At 71.2% G+C, this 25,773-nt stretch carries 19 protein-coding genes and 2 pseudogenes; 9 read left to right on the plus strand and 12 right to left on the minus strand.

Annotated elements, in window-relative coordinates; translation table 11 throughout:
• The first annotated feature begins 38 nt into the window (after nt 1-38).
• Nucleotides 39-1,313 carry a serine--tRNA ligase gene (serS, locus tag ACWD01_RS04525; RefSeq protein ID WP_451158001.1) on the plus strand — a complete coding sequence of 425 codons (1,275 nt, stop codon included), beginning with the start codon at nt 39-41 and terminating at the stop codon, nt 1,311-1,313.
• The gene (locus ACWD01_RS04530; RefSeq protein WP_451158003.1) at nt 1,313-2,125 is read left to right on the plus strand and encodes an HAD family hydrolase; all 813 of its coding nucleotides are present in this window, start codon (nt 1,313-1,315) and stop codon (nt 2,123-2,125) included. Before serS ends, ACWD01_RS04530 begins: the two co-directional genes overlap by 1 nt.
• A 303-nt stretch (nt 2,126-2,428) precedes the next feature.
• On the opposite strand, the pseudogene ACWD01_RS04535 reads toward ACWD01_RS04530, so the two are convergent.
• The 5 genes and pseudogenes from ACWD01_RS04535 to ACWD01_RS04555 form a co-directional block, all read right to left on the minus strand.
• Nucleotides 2,429-3,116 (minus strand): annotated as a pseudogene (locus tag ACWD01_RS04535) (hypothetical protein).
• A 272-nt stretch (nt 3,117-3,388) separates the two neighbouring features.
• Nucleotides 3,389-4,108: an ABC transporter permease gene (locus ACWD01_RS04540; protein ID WP_356893859.1), complete on the minus strand. Its 720-nt coding sequence runs from the start codon at nt 4,106-4,108 to the stop codon at nt 3,389-3,391.
• 17 nt (nt 4,109-4,125) lie between these two features.
• Nucleotides 4,126-5,037, minus strand: a complete 912-nt coding sequence (locus tag ACWD01_RS04545; RefSeq protein ID WP_451158005.1) for an ABC transporter ATP-binding protein — start codon at nt 5,035-5,037, stop codon at nt 4,126-4,128.
• Nucleotides 5,034-5,945 carry an ABC transporter permease gene (locus ACWD01_RS04550; protein ID WP_451158007.1) on the minus strand — a complete coding sequence of 304 codons (912 nt, stop codon included), beginning with the start codon at nt 5,943-5,945 and terminating at the stop codon, nt 5,034-5,036. Before ACWD01_RS04550 ends, ACWD01_RS04545 begins: the two co-directional genes overlap by 4 nt.
• A complete protein-coding gene (locus ACWD01_RS04555; protein ID WP_451158364.1) occupies nt 5,942-6,904 on the minus strand; it encodes an ABC transporter ATP-binding protein in 963 nt (320 codons plus the stop codon). Before ACWD01_RS04555 ends, ACWD01_RS04550 begins: the two co-directional genes overlap by 4 nt.
• A gap of 265 nt (nt 6,905-7,169) precedes the next feature.
• On the opposite strand from ACWD01_RS04555, the gene ACWD01_RS04560 reads away from it, so the two are divergent.
• The 3 genes from ACWD01_RS04560 (at nt 7,170) to ACWD01_RS04570 (ending at nt 10,654) form a co-directional block, all read left to right on the plus strand.
• Nucleotides 7,170-8,954 (plus strand): SDR family oxidoreductase, encoded by a 1,785-nt coding sequence (locus ACWD01_RS04560; protein WP_451158009.1) that lies wholly within the window; start codon nt 7,170-7,172, stop codon nt 8,952-8,954.
• A 49-nt stretch (nt 8,955-9,003) separates the two neighbouring features.
• Complete coding sequence (locus ACWD01_RS04565; protein ID WP_451158011.1) at nt 9,004-9,945, plus strand: MerR family transcriptional regulator; 942 nt, start codon at nt 9,004-9,006, stop codon at nt 9,943-9,945.
• A 127-nt stretch (nt 9,946-10,072) separates the two neighbouring features.
• Nucleotides 10,073-10,654, plus strand: a complete 582-nt coding sequence (locus ACWD01_RS04570; RefSeq protein WP_451158013.1) for an RNA 2'-phosphotransferase — start codon at nt 10,073-10,075, stop codon at nt 10,652-10,654.
• Between the two features lie 25 nt (nt 10,655-10,679).
• Here the strand turns inward: ACWD01_RS04570 and ACWD01_RS04575 are convergent, their stop codons facing one another.
• A complete protein-coding gene (locus ACWD01_RS04575; RefSeq protein ID WP_451158015.1) occupies nt 10,680-11,579 on the minus strand; it encodes an LLM class flavin-dependent oxidoreductase in 900 nt (299 codons plus the stop codon).
• A gap of 94 nt (nt 11,580-11,673) precedes the next feature.
• Here ACWD01_RS04575 and ACWD01_RS04580 point away from each other — a divergent pair, with 94 nt between their 5' ends.
• Nucleotides 11,674-12,543, plus strand: a complete 870-nt coding sequence (locus ACWD01_RS04580) for a Cof-type HAD-IIB family hydrolase (protein ID WP_451158017.1) — start codon at nt 11,674-11,676, stop codon at nt 12,541-12,543.
• Nucleotides 12,544-12,573: 30 nt separating this feature from the next.
• On the opposite strand, the gene ACWD01_RS04585 is transcribed toward ACWD01_RS04580, so the two are convergent.
• From ACWD01_RS04585 to ACWD01_RS04605, 5 genes and pseudogenes are all read right to left on the minus strand, one after another.
• Entirely contained in the window at nt 12,574-13,659 is a 1,086-nt protein-coding gene (locus tag ACWD01_RS04585) for a peptidoglycan DD-metalloendopeptidase family protein (protein ID WP_451158019.1), read from the minus strand.
• 266 nt (nt 13,660-13,925) lie between these two features.
• Nucleotides 13,926-14,761: pseudogene (locus ACWD01_RS04590) on the minus strand (GAF domain-containing sensor histidine kinase); the annotation flags it as partial.
• Nucleotides 14,762-14,987: 226 nt separating this feature from the next.
• Entirely contained in the window at nt 14,988-18,560 is a 3,573-nt protein-coding gene (gene cydD, locus ACWD01_RS04595; RefSeq protein ID WP_451158021.1) for a thiol reductant ABC exporter subunit CydD, read from the minus strand.
• 15 nt (nt 18,561-18,575) lie between these two features.
• Nucleotides 18,576-19,577, minus strand: a complete 1,002-nt coding sequence (gene cydB / locus ACWD01_RS04600; RefSeq protein ID WP_451158023.1) for a cytochrome d ubiquinol oxidase subunit II — start codon at nt 19,575-19,577, stop codon at nt 18,576-18,578.
• A 23-nt stretch (nt 19,578-19,600) separates the two neighbouring features.
• On the minus strand, nt 19,601-21,109 hold the full coding sequence (locus tag ACWD01_RS04605; RefSeq protein WP_451158025.1) for a cytochrome ubiquinol oxidase subunit I: 1,509 nt from the start codon (nt 21,107-21,109) through the stop codon (nt 19,601-19,603).
• A gap of 199 nt (nt 21,110-21,308) precedes the next feature.
• Here ACWD01_RS04605 and ACWD01_RS04610 point away from each other — a divergent pair, with 199 nt between their 5' ends.
• Nucleotides 21,309-21,695, plus strand: coding sequence for a cyclophilin-like fold protein (locus tag ACWD01_RS04610; protein ID WP_451158027.1), 387 nt, complete (start codon nt 21,309-21,311; stop codon nt 21,693-21,695).
• 20 nt (nt 21,696-21,715) lie between these two features.
• Here the strand turns inward: ACWD01_RS04610 and hisC are convergent, their stop codons facing one another.
• The gene (gene hisC / locus ACWD01_RS04615) at nt 21,716-22,795 is read right to left on the minus strand and encodes a histidinol-phosphate transaminase (RefSeq protein ID WP_451158029.1); all 1,080 of its coding nucleotides are present in this window, start codon (nt 22,793-22,795) and stop codon (nt 21,716-21,718) included.
• Nucleotides 22,796-23,202: 407 nt separating this feature from the next.
• Between hisC and ACWD01_RS04620 the strand changes: the two genes are divergently transcribed.
• Complete coding sequence (locus ACWD01_RS04620; protein WP_451158031.1) at nt 23,203-24,315, plus strand: LacI family DNA-binding transcriptional regulator; 1,113 nt, start codon at nt 23,203-23,205, stop codon at nt 24,313-24,315.
• A 293-nt stretch (nt 24,316-24,608) separates the two neighbouring features.
• Nucleotides 24,609-25,706 carry a metallophosphoesterase gene (locus ACWD01_RS04625; protein ID WP_451158366.1) on the plus strand — a complete coding sequence of 366 codons (1,098 nt, stop codon included), beginning with the start codon at nt 24,609-24,611 and terminating at the stop codon, nt 25,704-25,706.
• Nucleotides 25,707-25,773: the final 67 nt, after the last annotated feature.

Raw genomic sequence — 25,773 nt, forward strand, 5'->3', positions numbered from 1 at the left:
GCAAGCAGAAATGGAGTCGGCACCGGTAGCCTGGTGGGGTGATTGACCTTCGCCTGCTTCGTGAGGACCCCGACCGTGTTCGCGCATCCCAGCGCGCCCGTGGAGAGGACGTCGACCTCGTCGACGCCCTGCTCTCCGCCGACGAGCGGCGAAGGTCCTCGGGCCTGCGCTTCGACGAGCTGCGCTCCGAGCAGAAGTCGCTCGGCAACCTGATCCGCAAGGCCACGCCGGACGAGCGGGCCGAGCTGCTCAAGAGGGCCGAGCAGCTCAAGACCGACGTCAAGGCGGCGGAGGCCGAGCAGAACGACGCGGACGAAGAGACCCGCCGGCTGCTGCTCCAGCTCGGCAACATCGTGCACGAGAACGTCCCGGTCGGCGGCGAGGAGGACTTCGTCGTCCTCGAGACGCACGGCGCGATCCGCGACTTCGCCGCGGAGGGCTTCACGCCCAAGGACCACCTGGAGCTCGGCGAGGCGCTGGGCGCCATCGACGTCGAGCGCGGCGCGAAGGTGTCCGGCTCGCGCTTCTACTACCTCACCGGTGTCGGCGCGCTCCTGGAGCTCGCCCTCGTCAACGCGGCCATCGCGCAGGCCACCGAAGCCGGTTTCATTCCGATGCTGACGCCCGCGCTCGTCCGCCCTCGGGCCATGGAGGGCACCGGCTTCCTCGGCCAGGCCGCGGAGAACGTGTACCACCTGGAGAAGGACGACTACTACCTGGTCGGCACCTCCGAGGTCCCGCTCGCCGCGTACCACATGGACGAGATCCTGGAGGCGGACAAGCTGCCGCTGCGGTACGCGGGCTTCTCGCCCTGCTTCCGCCGCGAGGCCGGCACGTACGGCAAGGACACCCGCGGCATCTTCCGGGTCCACCAGTTCGACAAGGTCGAGATGTTCTCGTACGTCGCGCCGGAGGACGCGGAGGCCGAGCACAAGCGGCTGCTGGACTGGGAGAAGCAGTGGCTGACCGCCCTGGAGCTGCCGTTCCAGGTGATCGACGTGGCGACGGCCGACCTGGGCTCCTCGGCGTCGCGGAAGTTCGACTGCGAGGCGTGGATCCCGACCCAGGGCAAGTACCGCGAGCTGACCTCGGCGTCCAACTGCGACAGCTTCCAGGCGCGCCGCCTGTCCGTGCGGATGCGCGACGGCAAGAAGGTGCAGCCGCTGGCGACGCTGAACGGCACCCTGTGCGCCGTGCCGCGCACCATCGTGGCCATCCTGGAGAACCACCAGCTGGCCGACGGCTCGGTGCGGGTTCCCGAGGTGCTCCGCCCCTACCTGGGCGGCCGTGAAGTGCTGGAGCCGATCTCCTAGTGAGCACCGCCCACTTCCCGTACCGGCTCGTCGCCACCGATCTCGACGGAACGCTTCTGCGTACCGACGACACGGTCTCCGAGCGCACACGCGATGCGCTCGCCGCGGTCACCGCGGCGGGCGCGGCGCACATCGTCGTCACCGGGCGGGCGGTGCCGTGGACCCGGCACATCCTGGACGACCTGGGGTACGACGGTCTGGCGGTCTGCGGGCAGGGGGCGCAGGTCTACCACGCGGGTGAGCACCGCCTGCTGACCTCGGTGACGCTCGACCGGCAGCTCGCGAACCTCGCGCTGTCCAAGATCGAGGCGGAGGTGGGCCCGCTGCTGCTCGCCGCGAGCCGCGACGGCCTCGAGGGCGACGTGATCATCGGCCCCGGCTACCGGGTGCAGGAAGGCCCGCTGCCGTACGTGCCGATGCAGGACCCGGCCGACCTGTGGTCGGCCCCGCTCAACAAGGTCTACATCCAGCACCCGACGCTCGGCGACGACGAACTGGCGAAGGCGGCCAGGGCGACGGTCGGCAGTCTGGTGGACGTGGTCATGGCGGGCGCGGGCGTCGTGGAGGTCCTGCCGCTGGGTCTGAGCAAGGCCACGGGCCTGTCGCTGGCCGCCCGGCGGCTGGGGCTGCGGGCGTCCGACACGATCGCGTTCGGCGACATGCCCAACGACATCCCGATGTTCGGCTGGGCCGCGCACGGCGTGGCGATGGCGAACGCGCACGACGAACTGAAGGCCGTGGCCCACGAGGTCACCGCGTCGAACGACGACGACGGCATCGCGGTGGTCCTGGAGCACCTGCTCGCCGGCTGACCCGGCCCGGTCGCCGGCGGCCTTCGCCGCCGACACACCGGGAGGGGGCGGCCCGCGCGGACGCGCGCTCGAAGCGGCCGCCCCCTGGGCGGCCGCCCGGCGGTCCTGCGGAGTGCGATGACTACTCCGCCGCCTGCCGGGCGCCGCCCCGAAGGGAGCACGAGGGACCGGGACTCGAACCCCTGGTCGTCATCGCGCTCCTCTCCCGGTCGGTGTGCTCCTCAACTCTCCTCGCGGCAGAATCTCGGCGCCACCGAATTTCGGGCCTCACCCAAGGCCTCACCTGCGGCCTCGCTTCGGCCTCTACCTGCGGCGTCGCCGCCTCAGGTCCCTGAGCTGACGGGCGAAGTCGTCCATCCTGGCGTCCATCCGGACCATGTCGTCGGACAGCTCGCACAGCCGGTTGCTCATCGCCGCGACGACCGGTGGTGGCGTCCAGCCGCTGGTCGAGGCTGTCGAGCCGCTGCGACATCCGGTTCAGCACCGGCCCGAGCTCCTGGAGCGCCGTTCCGACCCCGGCGAGGCAGCTCTCGACGTTCGTGACCCGCCGGTCGAGCGACGCGTAACCCTCGCGCCAGCCGTGTTCGGCGTCGAGGAGGTAGCTGCGCACCCGGCGGGCGATGTCGCTGTCGCGCAGCAGCATGGCGACGTTGAGCACGGCCCGGCGGGTGAAGAGGGTGAGACTAGAGCGGCGCTGTGGATAACTTCCGTCGCCCTCGGATGAGAGTGACATGTTGTCACTCTGATATTCGCGCAGGTCAGAGCCGCGCAGCACATACATGCCGTTCTGGGTGAGCTCGTCGCGATGCCGTGACGTCAACTGCCTGATGACGGCTGTGGATACTTCGAAGTACCCCGCGACCCCCTCTGTGGATACGTGCATGGAGTCAGGAAGCAGGGCGAGCGCCTTCACCTTGTCGAGCGCTTCGACCCGCCCCACGTGCTCGACGCGCATCGCGCGCGACTCGAGCAGGGCGATCTCCGATGGCATGAGGATGCCTTCCGTTCGTGAACCGACGGGAACGGCCCTCTCCCCGGGCACAGGGGTGGAGATCGGCTTACGGTGCGACTCACTCAATGACCGGCCCGGACGGTGTGCTCTCCGCCGGCACCGGCAATCCCCGACTTCACGAACCCTCGACGCTACGAACCCCAGTTGCCTCCACGCACCGTGGACAACGAGCCGATAAACGTACAGTTACGCGATACGCCTCGGCCCCCGCCGGGCAGGGCAGGGGCCGAGGCGGAGAGCGGACTCCCGGATCACTCCTCGCCGGCGAGCTTGAGGACCCGCAGCTTCTGGCCCGCGTACCAGGTCGCGGCCACGGTGACGCCCGCCAGCAGGGCGACGGCGGTCGGGAGGCCCACGTCCGAGCCGATCAGGCCCTCGCCGCCGATCTTCTCGGCGAGCGCCAGGGACCACTGCTGGACGCTCAGGGTGCGGGCGCCGGGCACGAGGCTGCCGAAGAGCGTCTCCCACACCAGGGCGTAGACGAGCCCGATGACGACGGCGTGCCTGCTGACCGTGCCGAGCAGCAGGAACAGCGCGCTGTATGCGATCGACGCGACGAGCGCCGCCACCGTGTAGGCGATGGCGATCTGCTGGCCGTTGCCGTTCAGGATGAGGCCGGCGATGAACGTCGGCACCGCGGAGAAGGCCATCGTCACGGCGATCGCGACGATCAGCTTGGTGAAGATGATCGTCGGCCGCTTCACCGGCTTGGCGAGCAGATAGACGATCGAGCCGTCGTCGATCTCCGGGCCGATCGAGCCGGTGCCCGCGATGACGCCGATCAGCGGCACCATCGTGGCGATGGCGAAGCCGCCGAGGACGTCGGCGGCGACCTGGTCGTCCGCGCCGTTGAAGCCGCGTACGGCGGCCGCGATCAGCAGCAGCAGGCCGGGCAGCACGAACAGGACCGCGGCGCGGCGCCTGCCGAGGACGGCCCGATAGGTGAGCCGGGCGACTGTGGGGTCGTACATGATCGTCACAGCTCCTTTCAGGCCGCTACGAGGTAGGAGAAGACCGACTCGAGGGACTCGTCGGAGGGCGAGACCGTGAGCAGCCGGATGGAGTGCTCGCGGGCGACCTTCGGCAGCAGCTCGGTGAACCGGCCGAAGTCGACGGCCTGGATGCGCAGCGCGCCCTCCGCCAGGTCGACCTCGATCCCGGCCGTCGACGGGTCGGCGATCAGGGCCGCGGCGAGCGCCCGGTCGTCGCTGGACCGTACGAGGTAGCGGTGCGGGCGGTCCGTCATCAGCCGGCGGATACGGCGGAAGTCACCGCTGGCCGCGTGGCGTCCGGCGACGATCACCTCGATGTGGGAGGCGAGTTGCTCCACCTCCTCCAGGATGTGGGAGGAGAACAGAACGGTCCGGCCTTCGGCGCCCATCCGCCGCAGCAGCTCCATCAGCTGCATCCGCTGCCGCGGGTCCATGCCGTTGAACGGCTCGTCGAGCAGCAGGGCGGACGGCTCGTGCACCAGGGCGGACGCCATCTTCACGCGCTGGCGCATGCCCTTGCTGTACGTCGAGATCTTGCGGTCCTGCGCGTACTCCATCTCGACCGTGGCGAGCGCCTTCTGCGCCTCCTTGGCGCTCAGGCCGTGCAGTTCGGCGTTGGCGACGACGAACTCGCGTCCGGTGAGGAAGTCGTACATCGCCTCCCGCTCCGGGACGACGCCGATCTGCCGGTACACCGACTCGTTGCGCCAGATCGGCGCGCCGTCGAGCGTGACGGTGCCGTTGGAGGGGGCGAGGAAGCCGCCCATCATGTTGATGAGGGTCGACTTTCCGGCGCCGTTGGGGCCGAGGAGTCCAGTGACGCCGGGGCCGACGGTCATCGTCACATCGTTGACGGCGACGACGTTGCCGAACCACCGTGACGTGTTGTCAATGCTGATCGTGGTCACAGCCCGACCTTTCGGTAGCGGCGCATGAGGACGCCGTACGAGCCGGCGACGAGCGCGAGGACGACGAGCAGATAGACCACGCCGGCACCCGCGCCGGGGCCCTCGCCGCCGGGAAAGGCCGAGGTGGCGCCGAGGAAGGCGGTCTGCACCCCGTCGATCAGCGTGACCGGTGAGAACAGGCCGAGCCACTGGATGGCGCCGGCCGAGCCGGTCTCCCAGGCGATGGCCTGGACGGTGGATACCGCGCCGTAGGTGATGGTCATGGTCGCGATGACCGCGGCGACCCCGAAGCCGCGACGCGGTGTGAACGCGGCGAGGACGAGACCGATCCCGCCGAAGAGGACGGACAGCAGCGCCACCGACACCATGCCCTGTGCGAACCCCTTCGTCTGGTCGGCGAAGTCGAACTCCGCCAGCATCGCGCCGAGATAGAGGATCACCAGCGGTGTCGCCGTCAGCAGGAAGACGGCCGACGCCATGGCCGCGAGCTTGGCGAGGACGTAGTCGGCGCGTTCGATGGGCCGCGAGAAGTACAGCGGCACGGATTTGAAGCGGAGGTCGCGGGAGACCGACTGCGGTGCCTGCGCCGCCAGGAACAGGGCGATCAGCGCCTGCATGACGATCGCGTACCGCGTGTACTGCAGCGGCAGGTCGGTCATGTTGGGCGTGGCGACCGCCACCGCCACGATGATCGCCGCGACCAGGCACATGATGCCGAGCAGGATCATCGGCAGCACCTTCGACTTGGCCGAGCGGCCGAGTCCGAAGGCGCCGCGCAGCGACTGCGAGTAGAGGGAGCGGCGCGCGTAGGCGCGGCCGAGGCGGGGCCCGTCGTAGTGGCGGTACCCGATGTTGTGGATCCGCGTCGTCCCGGGGGCGCCCTGGCCGCCGTGTGTGGGTGTGCTCATCGGGCCTGCGCCTCCATGGTCCGGGCGGCCTCGGGGCGGAAGACTTCCGCGATGTGGTGGCGTCGCTGTTCCATCCGTACGAGGCCGATGCCGAGCTCGGTGACGGCGTCCCGCACGAGGTCGTACGTCTCCTCGCCGGTCGCCTCCAGCAGCAGGATGTGGCCGGCGCCCGGCAGACCGTCCTCGGTGCGCTCGTGGATCTGGACCCCCGCGGCGGCGAGTGCCGCGCGGAGCGCGGCCGTGCCGTCGGGGTGGGTGTCGGAGTCGGTGACCTCGACGGCGAGCGTGGTGGTGGTCTGGGTGAAGTCCTTGGTGGAGCTGGAGCGCAGCAGCGCCCCGCCGTCGACCACGACGACGTGGTCGCAGGTGCGCTCGAGTTCGCCGAGGAGGTGGGAGGTGACCAGGACCGAGATGCCGAAGTCGGTGTGGACGCGGCGGATCAGGCCGAGCATCTCGTCGCGGCCCACCGGGTCGAGACCGTTGGTCGGCTCGTCCAGGAGGACCAGCTGCGGGTCGTGGACCAGCGCCTGGGCGAGTTTGACCCGCTGTTTCATGCCGGTCGAGTAGCCGCCGATGGGGCGGTACCGCTCCTCGTAGAGGCCGACATGGCGCAGCGTGTCCGCGGTCCGTTCCCGCGCGGCGGTCGGCGGGAGGCCGGACATGCGCGCCATGTGGACGACGAATTCGGTGGCCGACACATCGGGCGGCAGGCAGTCGTGCTCGGGCATGTAGCCCACCCGTTCGCGGATCTCGGCGCCCTGGGTGGCGACGTCGAGGCCGAGCACGGCGGCACGGCCCTCCGTGGCGGGGGACAGTCCCAGCAGAATCTTGATCAACGTGGACTTGCCGGCTCCGTTGGCGCCCACCAGGCCGGTCACACCGGGGCCGATGTCCAACGAGAGCCGGTCAAGCGCGGTCACCCTGGGGAACCGCTTGCTCAGGCTTTCGGTCGCGATCACAGTCACGTTCTCGAAGGTAGTGGCGCGCGACACGGCTGACGTCAGCCTGGCGGCTCTATCCGTCTCCGACTCAAGAGGTACGGGCCCGTAGGGGCTGTCCCACCGAAGTCCCGGCCGGGCGCCCGCCTGTGGACAACCCGGATTCCGGTTGTGCACAGCCTGCCGGGGTTGTGCACACCCCTTGACGCAGCCGCCGGTCATTGTCACATTCATCGGTGTCAGGTTGCGGATCGTGTCGCGCAGGGGACGGACGGTGGATGGACCGGTGAGCGTGCGAGGACTGTCGGGGGCGCGGGAGCGCCGTGTCCGCACGGGCGGCATCGAGCTGTGCGTCGCCGAACTGGGCGACGCGGCGCGGCCGACCGTGATGCTGGTCCACGGCTACCCGGACAGCAAGGAGGTCTGGTCCGAGGTCGCGTCCCGCCTCGCCGAGCGCTTCCACGTGGTGCTGTACGACGTCCGGGGCCACGGCCGCTCCACGGCGCCGAGGCCGCTGCGCGGAGGGTTCACGCTGGAGAAACTGACGGACGACTTCCTGGCCGTCGCCGACGCGGTGAGCCCGGACCGGCCCGTGCACCTGGTGGGGCACGACTGGGGGTCCGTGCAGTGCTGGGAGTTCGCCACCGTCGCGCGCACCGAGGGCCGTATCGCGTCCTTCACCTCCATGTCGGGGCCGTCCCTGGACCACTTCGGCCACTGGATCAAGCGCCGGATGAGCCGCCCCACGCCGCGCAGGGTGGGCCAGTTGGCCGGTCAGGGCGCCAAGTCCTGGTACGTGTACCTGCTCCACACGCCGGTGCTGCCCGAGCTGGCCTGGCGCGGGCCGCTGGGAAAGCTCTGGCCGCGGATTCTGCAGCGGGTCGAGAAGATCCCGGCCGGTGACTACCCGACGGCCTCCCTGCCGCGGGACGCGGCACACGGCGCCTGGCTCTACCGGGACAACGTCCGGGCCCGGCTGCGCCGGCCGCGTACCGACGCCCATGCCCACGTCCCGGTCCAGCTGATCACTCCGGCCGGGGACGCGTTCCTCTCCGAGCGGCTCTACGACGACCTCGGCACCTGGGTACCGCGGCTCACCCGGCGCACGCTGGACGCCAAGCACTGGGTGCCCCGCACCCGTCCCGATCAACTCGCCCTGTGGGTATCCGGGTTCGTCGACGCGCAGGAGGCGGGGGGCGGCCGCGCGGACGGCGCGGCAGCGGCGCTGCCCGAACAGGGGCCGTACGGGGAGCGGTTCGGCGACCGGCTCGTCCTGGTGACCGGCGCGGCGAGCGGCATCGGACGCGCCACGGCGCTGGCCTTCGCGAAGGCGGGAGCCCGGGTCGTGGCCGTGGACCGCGACGCGCAGGGCGCCGTGCGCACGGCCGACGCGGCGCGGATCGCGGGCGCTGCGGCAGCGTGGGCGGAGACGGTGGACGTCAGCGACGAGCAGGCCATGGAGAAGCTCGCGCAGAAGGTCACCACCGAGTACGGGACCGTCGACGTGCTCGTCAACAACGCGGGCATCGGTCTGTCCGGCCCGTTCCTGGCCACGACGTCCGACGACTGGCGGAAGGTACTGGACGTCAATCTGTGGGGCGTGATCCACGGCTGCCGGATCTTCGGCGGCCTGATGGCCGAGCGCGGCCAGGGCGGCCACATCGTCAACGTCGCTTCCGCCGCCGCCTATTTGCCGACCCGGACACTGCCCGCGTACAGCACCTCGAAGGCGGCGGTGCTGATGCTCAGCGAATGCCTGCGCGCCGAGCTGGCCGGCCGGGACATCGGCGTCACCGCGATCTGCCCGGGCATCGTCAACACCAACATCACCGCCACCGCGCGCTTCGCCGGGGTGGACGAGATGGAGGAGAAGCGCCGCCAGAAGAAGACGGCCCGGCTGTACGGCCTGCGCAACTACCCTCCGGAGAAGGTCGCGGAGGCGATCCTGCGGGCAGTCGTACGGAACCAGGCGGTCGTGCCGGTCACTCCCGAGTCACGCGGCGCTCGTCTCCTGTCCCGTCTCGCCCCCGGCGTGCTGCGGGCGTTCGCCAGGATCGAGCCGAGGCTGTGAGCCCTGCGGCCGGCCGTCGTTGAGGGAATGGAGAGGAGCGGTGGGGAACGTGTCGGAGCAGCCATCGGCCGAGTACCGGATCGAGGACCTGGCGCACCACAGCGGCGCCACGGTCCGTACGATCCGCGCCTATCAGGACCGCGGACTGCTGCCCAGGCCCGAGCGGCGCGGGCGTTCCAACGTGTACGGCACCGCCCACCTCACCCGGCTGCGGCAGATCGCCGACCTGCTCGACCGGGGTTACACCCTCGCGTCGATCAAGGAGCTGCTGGAGGCCTGGGACACGGGCCGTGGGCTCGGCGGAGTGCTCGGCCTGGTCGCAGAGGTGCAGGGCCCGTGGACCGACGAGAAGGTCGACCGGATCTCCCGGCGGGAGCTGGAGCGCAGATTCGGCGGGGCGACGGACGAGGATGCCGTCGCCGAGGCAGTGGAGCTCGGCGTGCTGGAGCCCGTCCCCGGGGAGGAGGACACCTTCCTGGTGCCGAGTCCCCAGGAGCTTGCGGTGGCAGAGGAGTTGTATGCCGCCGGTGTTCCGCTGAGCACAATCACCGGGCATCTCAGGGAGGTTCAACAGCAGGTCGAGCACATCGCGTCCCGCTTCCTGGAGTTCACGACGGAGCACGTGTTCGCCCGTTTTCTGGAGCAAGGACCTCCGGACGACGCCGACGCGGCGGAGGCGGCGGCGCTCGTGCGGCGCCTGCGGCCCCTTGCGCAGCAGACGATCGACGCGGAACTGGCGCGGGCCATGCGGACGTTCGCCACCCTCCATCTGCAGCAGCACCTCCTGCCGGAGGGACGGGCGCAGGTGGCGGAAGGACCTGTCACGGTGGCGCTGCCACGGGGGACAACCGAGGCCGTGGCACGCCTTGTTGGCAGGGCCAACGTCGCCGCCTTCGTTCACGCGGCGACCCAACGCGAGATGCACAGCCGGGCATTGGACACCCTGACGGTAAATCACAATAAACCGGGAACAGTCGACCAATTGGGCTAATCTGCTCGGTCGTTGTCCACAGAATCGCCAATCTGCCTGTGGATAACCGGAGTTGACTGTGGATCAAACATCCGAGACAAAATTATTTGAGTGGCGTCGCAGAGGTCCGGCCGGACACGCTGGCCGCATGAACGCAAGGACCGACCACCAACCCCCCGACGAGAGGCGCACCGTCAAGCTGTCGAAGTACCTCTCGAAGTATCTGCGCCACAGCCCCGACCGCATCGGCGTCACCCTCGACGCGAACGGCTGGGTGGAGATCGACGCGCTGATGCGCGCGGCGGCCGAGCACGGCTTCCGCTTCAGCCGCTCCGAGCTGGACCACGTCGTGGCGTCCAACGACAAGCGGCGTTTCACGATCGACGGCACCCGCATCCGCGCCAACCAGGGGCACACCGTCGACGTCGACCTCGGCCTGCCCCCGGCCGAGCCGCCCGAGTACCTGTACCACGGGACCGTCGCACGCAGCCTCGACGCCATCCGCTCCGAGGGCCTGCGCCCGATGGCCCGCCACGACGTCCATCTGTCGCCCGACCGCGAGACGGCGACACGTGTCGGCGCCCGTCGCGGCCGCCCCGTCGTGCTGTCCGTGCACGCGGGCGAGCTGCACCGGGCGGGCCACGTCTTCCGGGTCAGCACCAACGGCGTCTGGCTGACCGCGTCCGTACCGCCGCGGTTCATTCGGTTCCCGGACGCCCGGCCCAGCTGAGGGCCGGCACCCGGTCCGCCGACCGTCAGCCGCCCAGCTGGGCCAGGGCCTCGGTCGCGATCCGCTCGAAGACCGCCTGGTCGGCGGCGAAGTCCGAGTCCGGGATCGGCGCGTGGACGACGATCTCGGTGAACCCCAGGTCGAAGTGCCGGCCCGCGAATTCCACGAAGGCGTCCAGCGACTCCAGCGGACGGCCCCGCTCAGGCGTGAAGCCGGTGAGCAGCACCTTGTCGAGTTCGGCCACGTTCCGGCCGGTGTCGGCGCACGCCTTGGACAGCTTGTCCATCTGCCCGCGCAGGGCCTCGTGCGACTGCTCGGCGGTGCCCGTCTCGAACAGCTTCGGGTCGCCGGTGGTCACCCACGCCTGCCCGTACCGCGCCGCGAGCTTCAGCCCCCGCGGGCCGGTCGCGGCGACGGCGAACGGCAGCCGCGGCCGCTGCACGCACCCGGGGATGTTCCGCGCCTCCACCGCCGAGTAGAAGGCGCCCTCGTGCGTCACGGCGTCCTCGGTCAGCAGCCGGTCGAGCAGCGGCACGAACTCGGCGAAGCGGTCCGCCCGTTCCCGCGGCGTCCAGGACTCCTGGCCCAGCGCGGTGGCGTCGAAGCCCGTGCCGCCCGCGCCGATGCCCAGCGTGAACCGCCCGCCGGAGACGTCGTCCAGCGAGATCAGGTCCTTGGCCAGCGTCACCGGGTGCCGGAAGTTCGGCGAGGTGACCAGCGTGCCGAGCCGCAGCCGCTCGGTCGCCGCGGCGGCGGCCGTGAGCGTCGGAACCGCGCCGTACCAGGGGCCGTCACGGAAGGTCCGCCACGACAGGTGGTCGTACGTGTACGCGGTGCGGAAGCCGAGCTGCTCGGCTCGTACCCACTCGTCGCGGCCGCCGCTGTGCCAGGGGCGGACGGGAAGTATCACAGTGCTCAGACGCATGCCGTCGAGCGTACGCGGCGGATCAGCCCCCGAGCACCTACTCAGATGTGCGCCCTCCCGCACGCCCGTGCACCCGGTACGGGAGAATGGATCCGTGACCTCAGCTATCGATCCCCGCCACCTGCCCGCCACCCCGCCCCGGCTGATCGCCACCGACCTCGACGGCACGCTGCTGCGGGACGACAAGTCGGTCTCCGACCGGACGATCGCCGCACTCGCCGCCGCGGAGGCGGCCGGGATCGAGGTCTTCTTCGTCACCGGCAGGCCGGCCCGCTGGATGGACGTCGTCAGCGACCACGTCCACGGCCACGGCCTCGCGATCTGCGCGAACGGTGCCGCGGTGGTCGACCTGCACGCCGGCGGCAAGCTGCTGGAGGTCCGCGACCTGCCCCGGACGACCGCGATGGACGTCGTACGGACGCTGCGCGCCACCGCTCCCGGCACCTCGTTCGCGGTCGAGCTGTCCACCGGCATCCACTACGAGCCCGACTACCCGCCCTTCCATCTCGACCCGGGGGCCACCGTGGCCGCGGCCGAGAAGCTCCTCCACGAGGAGGAGCCGGGCGAGGGCGCTCCGGTGATCAAACTGCTCGCGCACCACGCCGAGATGACGCCCGACGGCTTCCTCACCCTGGCCCGTACGGCGGCGGGCGAGCTTGCGTCGTTCACCCGTTCCAGCCCGACGGCGCTCCTGGAGGTCAGCGGCCTGGGCGTGAGCAAGGCGAGCACCCTCGCCCTGTGCTGCGCGCAGCGCGGCATCTCCTCCGACGAGGTGGTCGCCTTCGGCGACATGCCGAACGACGTCGAGATGCTGACCTGGGCCGGCACGTCCTACGCGATGGGCAACGCGCACCCGGACGTGGTCGCCGCCGCATCGGGGCGGACGGTCGCCAACAACGACGACGGTGTCGCGGTGGTCATCGAGCAGATCCTGGCCCGCCACGCGGAGCAGCGGCGGTCCTGAGGCACGGCGGCCGGACCGGGCGGGGGCGGCTCAGAGGTCCACGCCCCGCTCGCGCAGCCAGGCCGCCGGGTCGACGCCCGATCCCAGATGCGGCGTGAGCCGCACCTCGAAGTGCAGGTGCGGCCCCGTCGAGTTGCCCGTCGTGCCCGCCTGGCCGATCCACTGGCCGGTGGCCACCTTCTCGCCCTGGTCGACGGTGACACCCGCCAGATGGGCGTACTGCGAGTAGTAGCCGTCGGGGTGCCGCACCAGGACCTCGATGCCGAAGCCTCCGCCGCAGGAGACGGAGACGATCCGGCCCGCTCCGACGGAGCGCACGGGGGCGCCGATGTCCACGGCGAAGTCCTGGCCCGTGTGGCGGCGCGCCCACCGCTCACCCGTGCTGGCGAAACCGGCGGACAGGGTGTAGTCCTCCACGGGCGCCACCCACTTCAGCCCCTTCGGCGGGCCGCCCGGCTGCTCCAGCCGCACGGCTCCGGCGCACGTGCCTGCGGCCGCGCTGCGGTCCGCCTCGGCCTGCAGCTTCCACTGCGCCGTCTCCAGCTTGGTCTCGATACCCCGCCTGACCGCTGCCAGCCGGCTGGAGCGCACGGCAAGCTCGTTCCACGCGGCGCGGGCGTCGCGCTCCGCCGCGGTGAGCTGCCGCTCCGCCGCCCGCTCCTGGTCGAGCAGCCGGCTCACAGCCTTCTCGGCCCGGTCGGCGACGCGGTAGCCGCGCAGCAGCGCGTCCGGGTCGTTCGCGAGCAGCAGGCGGCCGGTGAGGGCGAGCGAACCGCCGGTGCGGTACTGCTCGCGTGCGACGCCGCCGATGGTGTCGTGGACGGCGGCGAGGCGCTCGCGCTGCCGCACCAGCCGGTCCTGGAGCCGGCGCGCCTCGATCCGCTGCCGGTCGGCGGCGCGCCTGCCGCGCTCGTACTGCTCGGTCGCCCTGGCCGCTTCCGCGTAGAGCCGGGCCACTTCGGCGCTTGCGGGCGGCGCCGGACCGTCGTGCGCCGCCTCCGCACCGGCCGGCGGGGCCGGGCCGTCCCGTGCCACGGCGGACTGGACCGGTGTGCCGAGGAACGCGCACAGCATCACCGGGACGATCACCAACCGGTCGCGGTGTCTCAAGCACATGCCCGGATCGTCGCCCCGAGGCGACCGGATCCCCGGGACCGCTGCGGTGTCGTAGGGCCGACTGGCCCAGCCACAGCCGCACCTCGGGCGACAACCGCCCACGGGGGAGCCCGTCCGGATCAGGCCGTCCGGGCGCCCGGGCCAGGGAACGGGCGGGCCTTGATACCCGGAACGGCTGCGGGACGGCGGGCGTTGACCCCCGGAACGGCACGCGGTCGGCGCCGGCGCCGGCTCCGGAACGGCTCCCGGGAGGCGCCGGCGCTGCGTCAGGCCGTACGGGGACGGGGCGCGGCCCGCAGCGGGACCTCCCACGTCACCGTGGTGCCCGCCCCGTCGGGTCCGAGGCCGACCCCGCTGCCGCTCGACCCGCCGAGTGATTCCGCCCGTCGCTCGAGGTTCCGCAGCCGCTGCGCCGCCCACCGGCCGGCAGGCCGACCCCGTCGTCCCCGACCGTCAGCCGTACGCCCGCCGTGCCGTCGGGCAGTTCGGCGGTGGCGTCGACGACGACCTCGATCCGTGAGGCCGCGGCGTGCCGGAAGGCGTTGGACAGGGCTTCGCGCAGCGCCGCGATCAGGTTCTTCCCGGCGAGTCCGCCGACCGCGGTGTCGACCGGGCCGACAAAGCGGAGGACCGGGCGGAACCCGAGGAGCACGGACGCCGTGTTGATCTCCCGCAGCACCCGGGTGCGCAGGGCGGAGGGCACCTGCACATCCGTGCCGTGGTCCAGGGCGAAGACGGCCGTGCGGATCTCCTGGATGGTCACGTCGAGTTCGTCGACCGCCCGGCCGACGCCGTCACGCACCGCCGAGTCCACGGACCCGCGGTGGGCGCTCTCCAGCAGCACACCGGCGGCGAACAGCCGTTGGACGACGAGGCCGTGCAGGTCCCGTGCGATGCGGTCCCGGCCCTCGAGGACGACCAGCCGCTCCCGGTCGCGCTGGGCCTCCGCCATCGTCAGCGCCAGCGCCGCCTGCGAGGCGAACTGCGTGGCCAGGGCGCGTTCCGCCGCGGTGAACGGGGCCGCCCCGGCCTCCCGCGGGGCCGCGAGCGCTCCCAGCACCCGCCCGCCGCTCTGCAGCGGCAGCATCATGGTCGGCCCGTACGTAGCGCCCGCCCGCCAGCTCGGCGGCGGTGCGGCAGATCCGGTCGAGGGTCGCGTGCAGCTCCAGCCCGGTGCCGACCGAGCGCATGGCCTCCAGCAGCTGCGGCACCCGCGCGGTGACCTCTGCGGACAGTCCCGGAAGGGTGCGGGCCGCCCGAGCCGCGGCGTCGGGCGTGCCCTTCAGTTCCGGCCGTTCCGACGGTTCCGACGAGGTCATGCCCCGAGACTAATGAGTCCCCTTTGCCATGGAAAGTCGGGTTTCGATGCCGTCCGTGGCCTGCTCGCGCTCCAGCATCGCCCGGAAGGGCCCGTCGACCACGGCGAGATCCTCGTACGGCCCGCGCTGCACGACCCGGCCCGCCTCCAGCACGACCACCTCGTCGACCGCCTGCAGACCGCGCAGGCGGTGCGTGATCAGCAAGGTCGCGGGCGGCTCACCGGTCGCGGGGCCCGTGCCCGTGCCCGCGGCCGCCACCCGGTGCTCGGTCGCCGCCAGCAGGTCGGCGGTGAGGGCGTCGGCCGTCGCCAGGTCAAGGTGTTCGGCGGGCTCGTCCAGCACGAGCACCGAGAAGGCGGCCAGGAGGGCGCGTGCCAGGGCGAGCCGCTGGCGCTGGCCGCCGGACAGCCGGGCGCCGTGCTCGCCGACGAGCGTGTCGAGCCCGTCGGGCAGGGAGTCGGCCCAGTCCAGCAGGCGCGCGCCGGCGAGCGCCTGCCTCAGCTCGTCCTCCGTCGCGTCCGTGCGGGCCAGCCGCAGGTTCTCCCGTACGGAACTGTCGAAGAGATGCGCGTCCTGGGCACAGAGCCCCACGTACCGCCGCACCGCGTCGCCCTCCAGCGACGCCGCGGGGACACCGCCGATGGTGTACGTCCCGGCTCCGGCGTCCAGGAAACGGAGCAGCACCTGTGCCAGCGTCGTCTTGCCCGAGCCGGAGACACCGACGACAGCGACCCGCCGGCCCGCGGTCAGGGTCAGGTCGAAGCCGCTCAGCGCGTCCTGCTCCTGGTCCGCGTACCGTGCGCCGATGCCGTGCAGCACCAGTGGGAAGGCGGTGGCCGGCGGGGGGAGCGGGCGGTCAGGCTCCCGCACGGGGACGGGCGCGTCGAGGACCTCGTGCACCCGCTCGGCGCTGCGCACGGCACGGCGCCGGTACTGCACGGCGAGCGGCAGGGCCGACACGGCTTCGAAGGCGGCGAGCGGCGTGAGCACGACGACCGCCAGGCAGACGCCGTCGAGACGCCCCTCCGAGACCGCACGCACACCGACCGCCGCCGCGCCCACCACGGTCAGTCCGCAGACGAGGGCGGAGAGCCCGCCGCCGAGTGCCGTGGCGGCGGCCTGCCGTGCGGCGATGCGGGTCAGCGTCCGGTCCGCGTCCCGCGTCGACGCGAGGCGCCGCGGGAGGGCGCCGGCCACGGTCAGTTCCGCCGTGCCGCGCAGCAGATCGACGACCCTGGTGGCCAGAGTCCCGCGCGCGGGGGCCAGTTGCTGCTCCGCGCGCCGGGTGAACCCCCCGCCTGCGAGCGGTACGCCGACTCCCGCCACGAGCAGGCCCACGGCGAGGACCGCGCCGGCCTCGGGCAGCAGCCAGGCCGTGAACCCGACGGCTCCGGTGCCGACGAGCACGGCCGTGGCGGCGGGCAGCATCCAGCGCAGCCAGTAGTCCTGGAGGGCGTCCACATCGGCGACCAGCCGGGACAGCAGGTCACCGCGCCGGGTACGGCCGAGTCCGGCCGGGGCGATGCGTTCGAGCCTGGCGTAGACGGCGACCCGCAGTTCGGCGAGCATCCGCAGGACGGCGTCGTGGGAGACGAGGCGCTCCGCGTACCGGAAGACCGCCCGTCCGATGCCGAAGGCCCTGGTCGCCGTGACCGCCACCATCAGATGGAGGACCGGCGGCTGTTCGGACGCGCGGGAGATGAGCCATCCGGACACGGCCATGAGCCCGACGGCGGAGCCGAGGGCGAGACTGCCGAGCAGCAGGGCCAGCGCGAGGCGGCCGCGCAGTTGGCCGGCGGCAGCCCGCACCCGTACCAGCGGCGGCCAGCCCTTCGCGCCCGGCGACGCCGGCGGCGCGGTGAACTCGACCCCCACGGTGTCTGTGGAAGCGTCGGGCCGCCCCGCCCCAACGGCGCCTGCCCGCACGCCGGATGCCACGGGCGCCGGCGCCGTACGGGAGAGGGTGACCACCCGGTCCGCCACCGCCAGGAGGGCCGGCCGGTGCACGACCAGCAGCACCGTCCGTCCCCGCGCCAGCCGGCGCACCGCCTCGACGATTCCTTCCTCGGTGGCTCCGTCCAACGCGGCCGTCGGCTCGTCGAGGAGCAGCAGCGGCCGGTCCGCGAGGAACGCCCTGGCCAGCGCCAGCCGTTGCCGCTGCCCTGCCGAGAGACCCGCGCCGTCCTCCCCGATCGCCGTGTCCGGCCCCAGGGGGAGTTCGGCGACGAAGTCGTACGCCCCCGCCTCCCGCAGCGCCGTCCGGACCGCCGCGTCGTCCGCGTCCGGCCGCGCGAGCCGTACGTTCTCCGCGATCGTCCCGGCGAAGAGATACGGCCTCTGCGGGACCCAGGCGATCTGCTCCCGCCACCGCTCCATGTCCAGATCGGCGAGATCGGTCCCGCCGACCCGCACCCGCCCCTCCGCCGGTTCCACGAAGCCCAGCAGAACGTCGAGGAGCGTGGACTTGCCGACGCCGCTCTCCCCCACGAGGGCGACCGTCTCCCCCGGCTCCACCACCAGCGAGGCGCTCTCCAGCGACGCTTCGCCGCGGCGCTCATGGCGGACCGTGACCGCGTCGACCTCCAGCCGCAGCGTGCCCGGGACGGGGGCGCCGCCCGATCGGCGGGGTGCCGTTTCCAGCACCTCGAAGATCTCCTCCGCCGCCGAGAGCCCCTCGGCGGCGGCGTGGAACTGGGCCCCCACCTGCCGGATCGGCAGATACGCCTCGGGGGCGAGGATGAGGATCACGAGCCCCGTGTACAGATCCAGGTCGCCGTGGACCAGGCGCATTCCGATGCCGACGGCGACCAGGGCCACCGACAGCGTCGACAGCAGCTCCAGCGCGAACGACGAGAGGAACGCGATCCGCAGCGTGCGCAGGGTCGCCTGCCGGTACTGGGTGGTGATCGTCCGGATCGACTCGGCCTGCGCCTTCGCCCGGCCGAACACCTTCAGTGTCGGCAGCCCGGCGACCACGTCGAGGAAGTGGCCGGACAGCCGGGACAGCAGCCGCCACTGGCGGTCCATGCTCGCCCGCGTGGCCCAGCCGATCAGCACCATGAAGAGCGGGATCAGCGGCAGGGTCACCACGATGACCGCTGCCGAGACCCAGTCCTCCGTCACGATCCGCGCGAGCACCGCGACCGGCACCACGACCGCGAGTCCGAGCTGGGGCAGATACCGCGCGAAGTAGTCGTCCAGCGCGTCGACACCACGGGTGGCGAGCGCGACGAGCGATCCGGTGGTCTGCCCGCTCAGCCGGCCGGGCCCCAGTTCGGCGGCCCGGTCCAGCAGCCGGCGCCGCAGCTCGGACTTCACCGCGGCGCTCGCCCGGTGCGCGGCCAGCTCGGTCAGCCAGGACACGGCCGCCCGGCCGACCGCCACCAAGGCCAGCAGCGCCAGGGGGGTGGCGAGATCGGAGACCAACAGCCCACGCTGGAACGCCCCCACCACCAACTCGGCGATGAGCATGGCCTGTGCGACGACCAGGGCCGCTCCGACGGCCCCGAGCACCACCACCGCGGCCAGGAAACCCCGGGTGGCACGTGCGTAGCGGAGCAGCCGCGGATCGATCGGTTTCACGTGAAACATCCCCCGCTAGTGGGCGTCGGCGATGTGCTGGGTGCCGATCCGCTTACGGAAGACCCAGTACGTCCAGCCCTGGTAGAGCAGCACCAGCGGTGTGGCGACCGCCGCCAGCCAGGTCATGATCTTCAGCGTGTACGGGCTCGACGAGGCGTTGGTGACCGTCAGGCTCCAGGCGCTGTCGAGCGAGGACGGCATGACGTCCGGGAAGAGCGCCAGGAAGAGCATCGCCACCGAGGTGGCGATGGTGACGCCCGAGAGGCCGAACGACCAGCCCTCCCGGCCCGCCTTGACGGCTCCGACCGCTCCCGTCAGCGCAGCCACCGCGACGACCAAGGCCACCAGGCTCTTGCCGTCGCCGCGTGACACCTGGGTCCACACCAGGAAGCCGACCGCGGGAACCATGGTCAGCAGCCCCAGCCTCACCGCCATGGCCCTGGCCCGGGTCCTGATGTCCCCCAGCGTCTTCAGCGCCGCGAAGACCGCGCCGTGGAAGGTGAAGAGGGCGAGCGTCACCACTCCGCCGAGCAGCGCGTACGGGTTGAGCAGGTCGACCAGGCCGCCGACGTACTCCTTGTCCGCGTCGATCTTCACGCCGCGCACGATGTTGCCGAAGGCGACGCCCCACAGGAACGCCGGCAGCAGCGAGGTCCAGAAGATCGCGTGCTCCCAGTTGGTCTGCCAGCGCTCCTCCGCCCGCTTGTGCCGGTACTCGAACGCGACCCCGCGCACGATCAGGCAGACGAGGATGAGCAGCAGCGGGAGGTAGAAGCCTGAGAAGAGGGTGGCGTACCACTCGGGAAAGGCGGCGAACGTCGCACCGCCCGCCGTGAGCAGCCACACCTCGTTGCCGTCCCAGACGGGCCCGATGGTGTTGATCAGCACGCGCCGCTCGGTGCGGTCCTTCGCCAGCAGTTTGGTGAGGACGCCGATGCCGAAGTCGAAGCCCTCCAGGAAGAAGTAGCCGATCCACAGGACGGCGATGAGTACGAACCAGACGTTGTGGAGTTCCATGCCTCAGCAGTTCCTCACGGGCCTCAGTAGGAGAAGGCCATCGGCCGGTCGGCGTCACGGTCGTCGCCGCCGATCTTGGTGGGCGGGGCGAGGTCGGCCTCCGTCAGTTCGGGCGGTCCCGCCTTGACGTACTTCACGAGCAGCCTGACCTCGATCACGGCGAGCACCGCGTAGAGCAGCGTGAAGACGGTCATCGAGATGAGGACCTCGCCCTGCGAGACACCGGGGGAGACGGCGTCACGGGTGCGCAGCACGCCGTAGACGACCCACGGCTGCCGGCCCATCTCGGTGAAGATCCAGCCCCAGGAGTTGGCGATCAGCGGGAAGGCCATCGTCCACAGCGCGATCAGCCAGTACCACCTGCCCAGCCGGGGGCTGAGCGCCTTGTTCCGGAACAGCACCAGATTCGGCACCTCGTCCTCTCCGGTCCGCAGCGCGCGGGGCAGCAGGAACTTGCGCCGGGTCAGCCAGAGTCCGATCAGGCCGATGGTCAGCGACGCCATGCCGAAGCCGATCATCCAGCGGAAGCCCCAGTAGGCGACGGGGATGTTGGGCCGGTAGTCACCGGGGCCGTATGTCTCCTGGAGTTGTTCGTTGACGTCGTTGATGCCGGGGACGTACGAGTCGAAGTCGCTGTGCGCCAGGAACGACAGCAGGCCGGGGATCTCGACGGCGACCTTGTTGTGTCCCTTGTCGACGTCGCCGTAGGCGAAGACGGAGAACGGCGCGGGCGCCTCCCCGTCCCACAGCGCCTCGGCGGCCGCCATCTTCATGGGCTGCTGCTCGTACATCACCTTGCCGAGCAGGTCGCCGCTGACCGCGGTCATGAGACCGGCGACGGCGACGGTGACCAGACCGACCCGCAGCGAGGTCCGCATCACCGGGATGTGCTTCCTGCGCGCCAGGTGGAAGGCCGCGATGCCCGCCATGAAGGCGCCGCCGACCAGGAAGGCCGCCGTCATGGTGTGGAAGAACTGGGTGAGCGCCGTGTTCTGGGTCAGTACCAGCCAGAAGTCGGTGAGCTCGGCCCGGCCGCGCTCCTCGTTGATCCGGTAGCCGACCGGGTGCTGCATCCAGGAGTTGGCCGCCAGGATGAAGTACGCGGAGAGGACCGTGCCGATCGAGACCATCCAGATGCAGGCCAGGTGGATCCTCTGCGGCAGCTTGTCCCAGCCGAAGATCCACAGCCCGATGAAGGTGGACTCGAAGAAGAAGGCGATCAGCGCCTCGAAGGCGAGCGGTGCGCCGAAGACGTCGCCGACGAACCGGGAGTAGTCGGACCAGTTCATCCCGAACTGGAACTCCTGCACGATGCCCGTGACCACGCCCATGGCGATGTTGATCAGGAAGAGTTTGCCCCAGAACTTGGTGGCCCTGAGGTACTTCTCCTTGCCCGTCCGCACCCAGGCGGTCTGCAGGCCGGCGGTGAGCGCGGCGAGCGAGATCGTGAGGGGTACGAACAGGAAGTGGTAGACGGTGGTGATGCCGAACTGCCATCGCGCCAAGGTCTCGGGCGCCAGAGCGAGGTCCACGTCGTCTCTCCTTACGTCGCCGCGGTCGAGCGGCAGCCGACCCCTCCCTTTCCACTGATTCCAGGAGGAACCGGGGCGTGCTTGTGAACGCGTTCACATTCACAAGCATTATGGCGCATACGAAATCCGCACCTTCGATCGGGGGGTCACCCTTGCGGGACCCTTCCCAAGAACTTCAACATATTGTTGAATTTCGGCTATGCAGATACGCGTCTCATGGCCGACCGGACACCTGACCGCCACCATCGAAGAAACCCCCACGAGCAAGGCGCTCATGGGGGTTCTGCCGTTCTCCGCGACCGCGCAGACGTGGGGAGAGGAGGTCTACTTCGCCACCCCGGTCAGCGTCGCCCCGGAGCCGGGCGCCCGCCAGGTGGTGGAGCCCGGCACCGTCGTCTTCTGGACCGACGGCGACGCCCTCGCCCTCCCGTACGGACCGACGCCCATCTCGCGCGGCGACGAGTGCCGCCTCGCCGGCCCGTGCAACCTGCTGGGCCGGATCGACGGCGACCCCCGCCTGCCTGCGAGTATCCGCTCCGGTGACCCGCTCAGGGTCGAGCTGGTCGAACCGGCCGAGGGGTCATAAGCACGACAAGCCGCAGGCCTCTAGAAGCCCTTGCGGAACGTCTCGGCTGTGTGCAGGAACACATCGTTCGCCTCGCACTCGCCGATCGTCACCCGCACGCCCTCACCCGCGAACGGCCGGACCACGACGCCGGCCTTCTCGCACGCCGCGGCGAAGTCGAGCGTGCGCTCACCGAGGCGCAGCCAGACGAAGTTCGCCTGCGTCTGCGGCACCGTCCAGCCCTGCTCCACGAGAGCGTGGTGAACCCGGGCGCGCTCGGTGACCAGGGAGCCGACCCGGCCCAGCAGCTCGTCCTCGGCGCGCAGCGAGGCGACCGCCGCGTCCTGCGCGAGCTGCGTGACACCGAACGGCACGGCCGTCTTGCGCAGCGCCGCGGCCACCGGCTCGTGGGCGACCGCGAAGCCGACCCGCAGGCCGGCCAGGCCGTACGCCTTGGAGAAGGTGCGCAGCACTGCCACGTTCGGCCGGTCCCGGTAGATCTCGAGACCGTCGGGGACGTCGGCGTCACGGATGAACTCCCGGTACGCCTCGTCCAGCACCACCAGCACGTCGGAGGGCACCCGGTCCAGGAACCTCTCCAGCTCGGCGCGGCGCACCACGGTGCCGGTCGGGTTGTTGGGGTTGCACACGAAGATCAGCCGCGTCCGGTCGGTGATGGCGTCCGCCATGGCGTCGAGGTCGTGCACCTCCCCCTCGGTGAGCGGGACCTTCACCGACGTCGCGCCGCTGATCTGCGTGATGATCGGGTACGCCTCGAAGGAGCGCCAGGCGTAGATCACCTCGTCGCCGGGGCCGGAGGTGGACTGCAGCAGCGACTGCGCCACGCCCACGGAGCCGGTGCCGGTGGCCAGATGGGTCACCGGCACCCCGAACCGGTCGGCGAGCTCGTTCATGAGGCCCGTGCAGGCCATGTCGGGGTAGCGGTTGAAGCTCTGCGCCGCGGCCATGGCGCTCTCCATCACACCGGGCAGCGGCGGATACGGGTTCTCGTTGGAGGACAGCTTGTAGGCCACCGGGCCGCCGGCCGCCGCCGGCTTGCCCGGCTTGTACGTGGGGATGCCGTCCAGCTCGGCGCGCAGCTTGGGGCTCGTCTCGCTCACCGCAGGTCCTCCTCGACCGTCCGTGCACATCGGTACCGCTCAACCAATACTGCTCACCTTATGAGGATTCGCCGCTGCTGCGAATGGCCGGACACGAAGGACCCACGCCGGACCCGACCGGAAGCGGGGCGAAGGGCGCAATACGGGGGGAGCGCCGGACGCCATGGCGCGCGCCGGTGGCTCGCGCCGTGGCGCGCGTCACCCGTAATGATGAGTTGAGACCTCTTCGAGACATGGCCCCTTCGCCAGGCATCAGCGACCCAGCACCGGACACTCCACGCTCTGAGCCTTCAACTCCCTTTGCTTACAAGGGAATAGAGGCTCAATGATCATGCAGAAACGTGCCTGTCAACGCGTGCATATGCGACCGGTAGGCCCCCCTGTGCGAGCCCTACTATCGGCACGCCATGACAGCAGCAGGGAAGCACCAGGTGAGCCGGACGGACACAACCCGCCGGGGCGGCAGACAGGGTCGGGCAGGCATCAGAGACGTGGCCGCCGCGGCCGGCGTCTCCATCACGACCGTCTCCGACGCCCTCAACGGGAAGGGCCGGCTCCCGGACGCCACCCGCCGACACGTCCGAGAGGTCGCGGACCGGCTGGGCTACCGCCCGTCAGCCGCGGCCCGCACCCTCCGTACCGGGAAGTCCGGCCTGATCGGCCTGACCGTGACGACATACGGGGATGAACCTTTCACCTTCACGGAGTTCGCGTACTTCGCGGAGATGGCCAGAGCCGCGACCTCGGCCGCTCTCGCACGCGGCTACGCGCTGGTCATCCTGCCCGCCACCTCCAGACACGACGTCTGGTCGAACGTCGCCCTCGACGGCACCGTCGTCATCGACCCCTCCGACCACGACCCGGTCGTCACCGAACTGGTCCGCCAGGGACTGCCCGTCGTCTCCGACGGCCGCCCCGCCGGCACCCTCCCGGTCACCGCCTGGGTGGACAACGACCACGAAGCCGCCGTACTCGACCTGCTCGACCATCTCGCCGCCGCCGGCGCCCGCCGGATCGGTCTGCTCACCGGCACCACCACCGACACCTATACGCGGCTCTCGACCACGGCCTACCTCCACTGGTGCGAACGCGTCGGCCAGGACCCCGTCTACGAGTCCTACCCCGCGCACGACCCGTGCGCCGGCGCCGTCGCCGCCGACCGACTGCTGGCCCGGCCGGACCGGCCGGACGCGGTGTACGGGCTCTTCGACCCCAACGGCACCGATCTGCTCGCCGCCGCCCGCCGCTACGGACTGCGGGTCCCCGACGATCTGCTGCTCGTGTGCTGCAGCGAGTCGACGGTCTACGCCACGACCGAGCCGCCCATCACCACGCTCTCGCTCAAGCCGCGCAGAATCGGCACGGCGGTCGTCCAGTTACTCATCGACGCGATCGAGGGAATCGACAAGGACCTGCCGATCGAGCAGGTGATACCCACGGAACTGATCGTCAGGACGTCGTCGCAGCGCCGCCCCCCGCGGACGACTGTGAGCGCTCCGCGGTCCCCCTCGCGGCCCTAGAACCCGCTGAGCCGGGGCTCTTGGCCGGGAGAACTCGACGGTCCGCGGTACGTCCCGCGGGCCGGTCCGACAAAGCGCGGCGCGTCCCGCGGAGCCGGCCGGACACGCCCGGCCCGTGCCGCGCGAGGGAGCGGAACTCCCCAATCGGGACGAAACAACCGGTGAACCGGGGGTGCTCGAGGATTCACCACCCCTGGTGCGTCACACACTGCCTGGCTCATTCCTATGATGGGCGAACGACACCGCGGACCACCCGGACCAGGCTGGGCCGAGAGGTGAACGGCGGCGCGACGGTGGTGGAGGGGTCGATGACTCAGGGGGCCGGTCAAGGACCCGTGGTGCGGACGGCGACGTTGCGCGATTTCCGCGTACCGCCGTACGCGCAGGTTCCCGTGCAGTCGGACACGACGGGCCCGGTCCCTCCGGGCCATCCCGGGAACGCCCTCCCCGAGGGCGAGCCACCGGAGGGCTACACCCCCACCGCACGCGATCTGCCCGTCATCAGGCGGGGCGGCCCCGGCGACACGGTCCAGGTCCATGTCGACCCGGCCGACCTGCCCGCATCCGAGGGGCTCGGCCCGCTGTACGTCGTGGGCGACGTCCACGGCTACTTCGACGAGTTGGTGGCGGCCCTGACCGCGCAGGGACTCATCGACGCCGAAGGGCGCTGGGCCGCGGGCAACGCCCGGCTCTGGTTCCTCGGGGACTTCACCGACCGGGGCCCCGACGGCATCGGGGTGATCGACCTCGTCATGCGCCTCTCGGCCGAGGCCGCCGCCGCCGGCGGCTACTGCAAGGCCCTGATGGGCAACCACGAACTGCTGCTGCTCGGCGCCAAACGCTTCGGCGACAAACCCGTCAACTCCGGTGCCGGCACCGCCACCTTCCAGGCCGCCTGGCTTCTCAACGGCGGGCAGAAGGCCGACATGGACCGGCTGCAGGAGGTCCATCTGCAGTGGATGGCCAGGCTCGACGCGATCGTCGAGGAGGACAGCCACCTGCTTCTGCACTCCGACACGACCGCCTATCTGGACTACGGGTCGACCATCGCGGACGTCAACGACACCGTGCACGCGATCCTCACCCGGAACGACGCGGACGAGTGCTGGGACCTGTTCCGCAAATTCACCAAGCGCTTCGCCTTCCGCGACGACGGCGGCCCGCAGGCGGTGCGCGAACTGCTCGGCGCCTACGGCGGCAGGCGCATCGTCCACGGTCACAGCCCCATTCCGTATCTGCTGGGCGAGGTGGGCACCGAGGATGGCGAGGACGGCGACCGCCCGGTGGTCGAGGGCCCGCACGTGTACGCGGACGGGCTCGCGATCGCCATGGACGGCGGCGTGACCATGGCCGGAAAGCTCCTTGTCCAGCAGCTCCCGCTGCCCAACTGAGGTCACTCGCGGCAGGCGATTTACGGAAACCCTCTGTCACGCTGTGCCGTAACCGCTCTACCATCGG

Source organism: Streptomyces sp. NPDC002835 (genome assembly GCF_053591995.1).

Excerpts from the sequence above, each read along its gene's own strand:
- ACWD01_RS04570 (WP_451158013.1), top strand. The coding sequence starts at position 10,073 with ATGAACGCAAGGACCGACCACCAACCCCCCGACGAGAGGCGCACCGTC.
- cydB (WP_451158023.1), bottom strand. The coding sequence starts at position 19,577 with ATGGAACTCCACAACGTCTGGTTCGTACTCATCGCCGTCCTGTGGATC.
- ACWD01_RS04585 (WP_451158019.1), bottom strand. The coding sequence starts at position 13,659 with ATGTGCTTGAGACACCGCGACCGGTTGGTGATCGTCCCGGTGATGCTG.
- ACWD01_RS04575 (WP_451158015.1), bottom strand. The coding sequence starts at position 11,579 with ATGCGTCTGAGCACTGTGATACTTCCCGTCCGCCCCTGGCACAGCGGC.
- ACWD01_RS04540 (WP_356893859.1), bottom strand. The coding sequence starts at position 4,108 with ATGTACGACCCCACAGTCGCCCGGCTCACCTATCGGGCCGTCCTCGGC.
- ACWD01_RS04620 (WP_451158031.1), top strand. The coding sequence starts at position 23,203 with ATGACAGCAGCAGGGAAGCACCAGGTGAGCCGGACGGACACAACCCGC.
- ACWD01_RS04550 (WP_451158007.1), bottom strand. The coding sequence starts at position 5,945 with ATGAGCACACCCACACACGGCGGCCAGGGCGCCCCCGGGACGACGCGG.
- ACWD01_RS04610 (WP_451158027.1), top strand. The coding sequence starts at position 21,309 with ATGCAGATACGCGTCTCATGGCCGACCGGACACCTGACCGCCACCATC.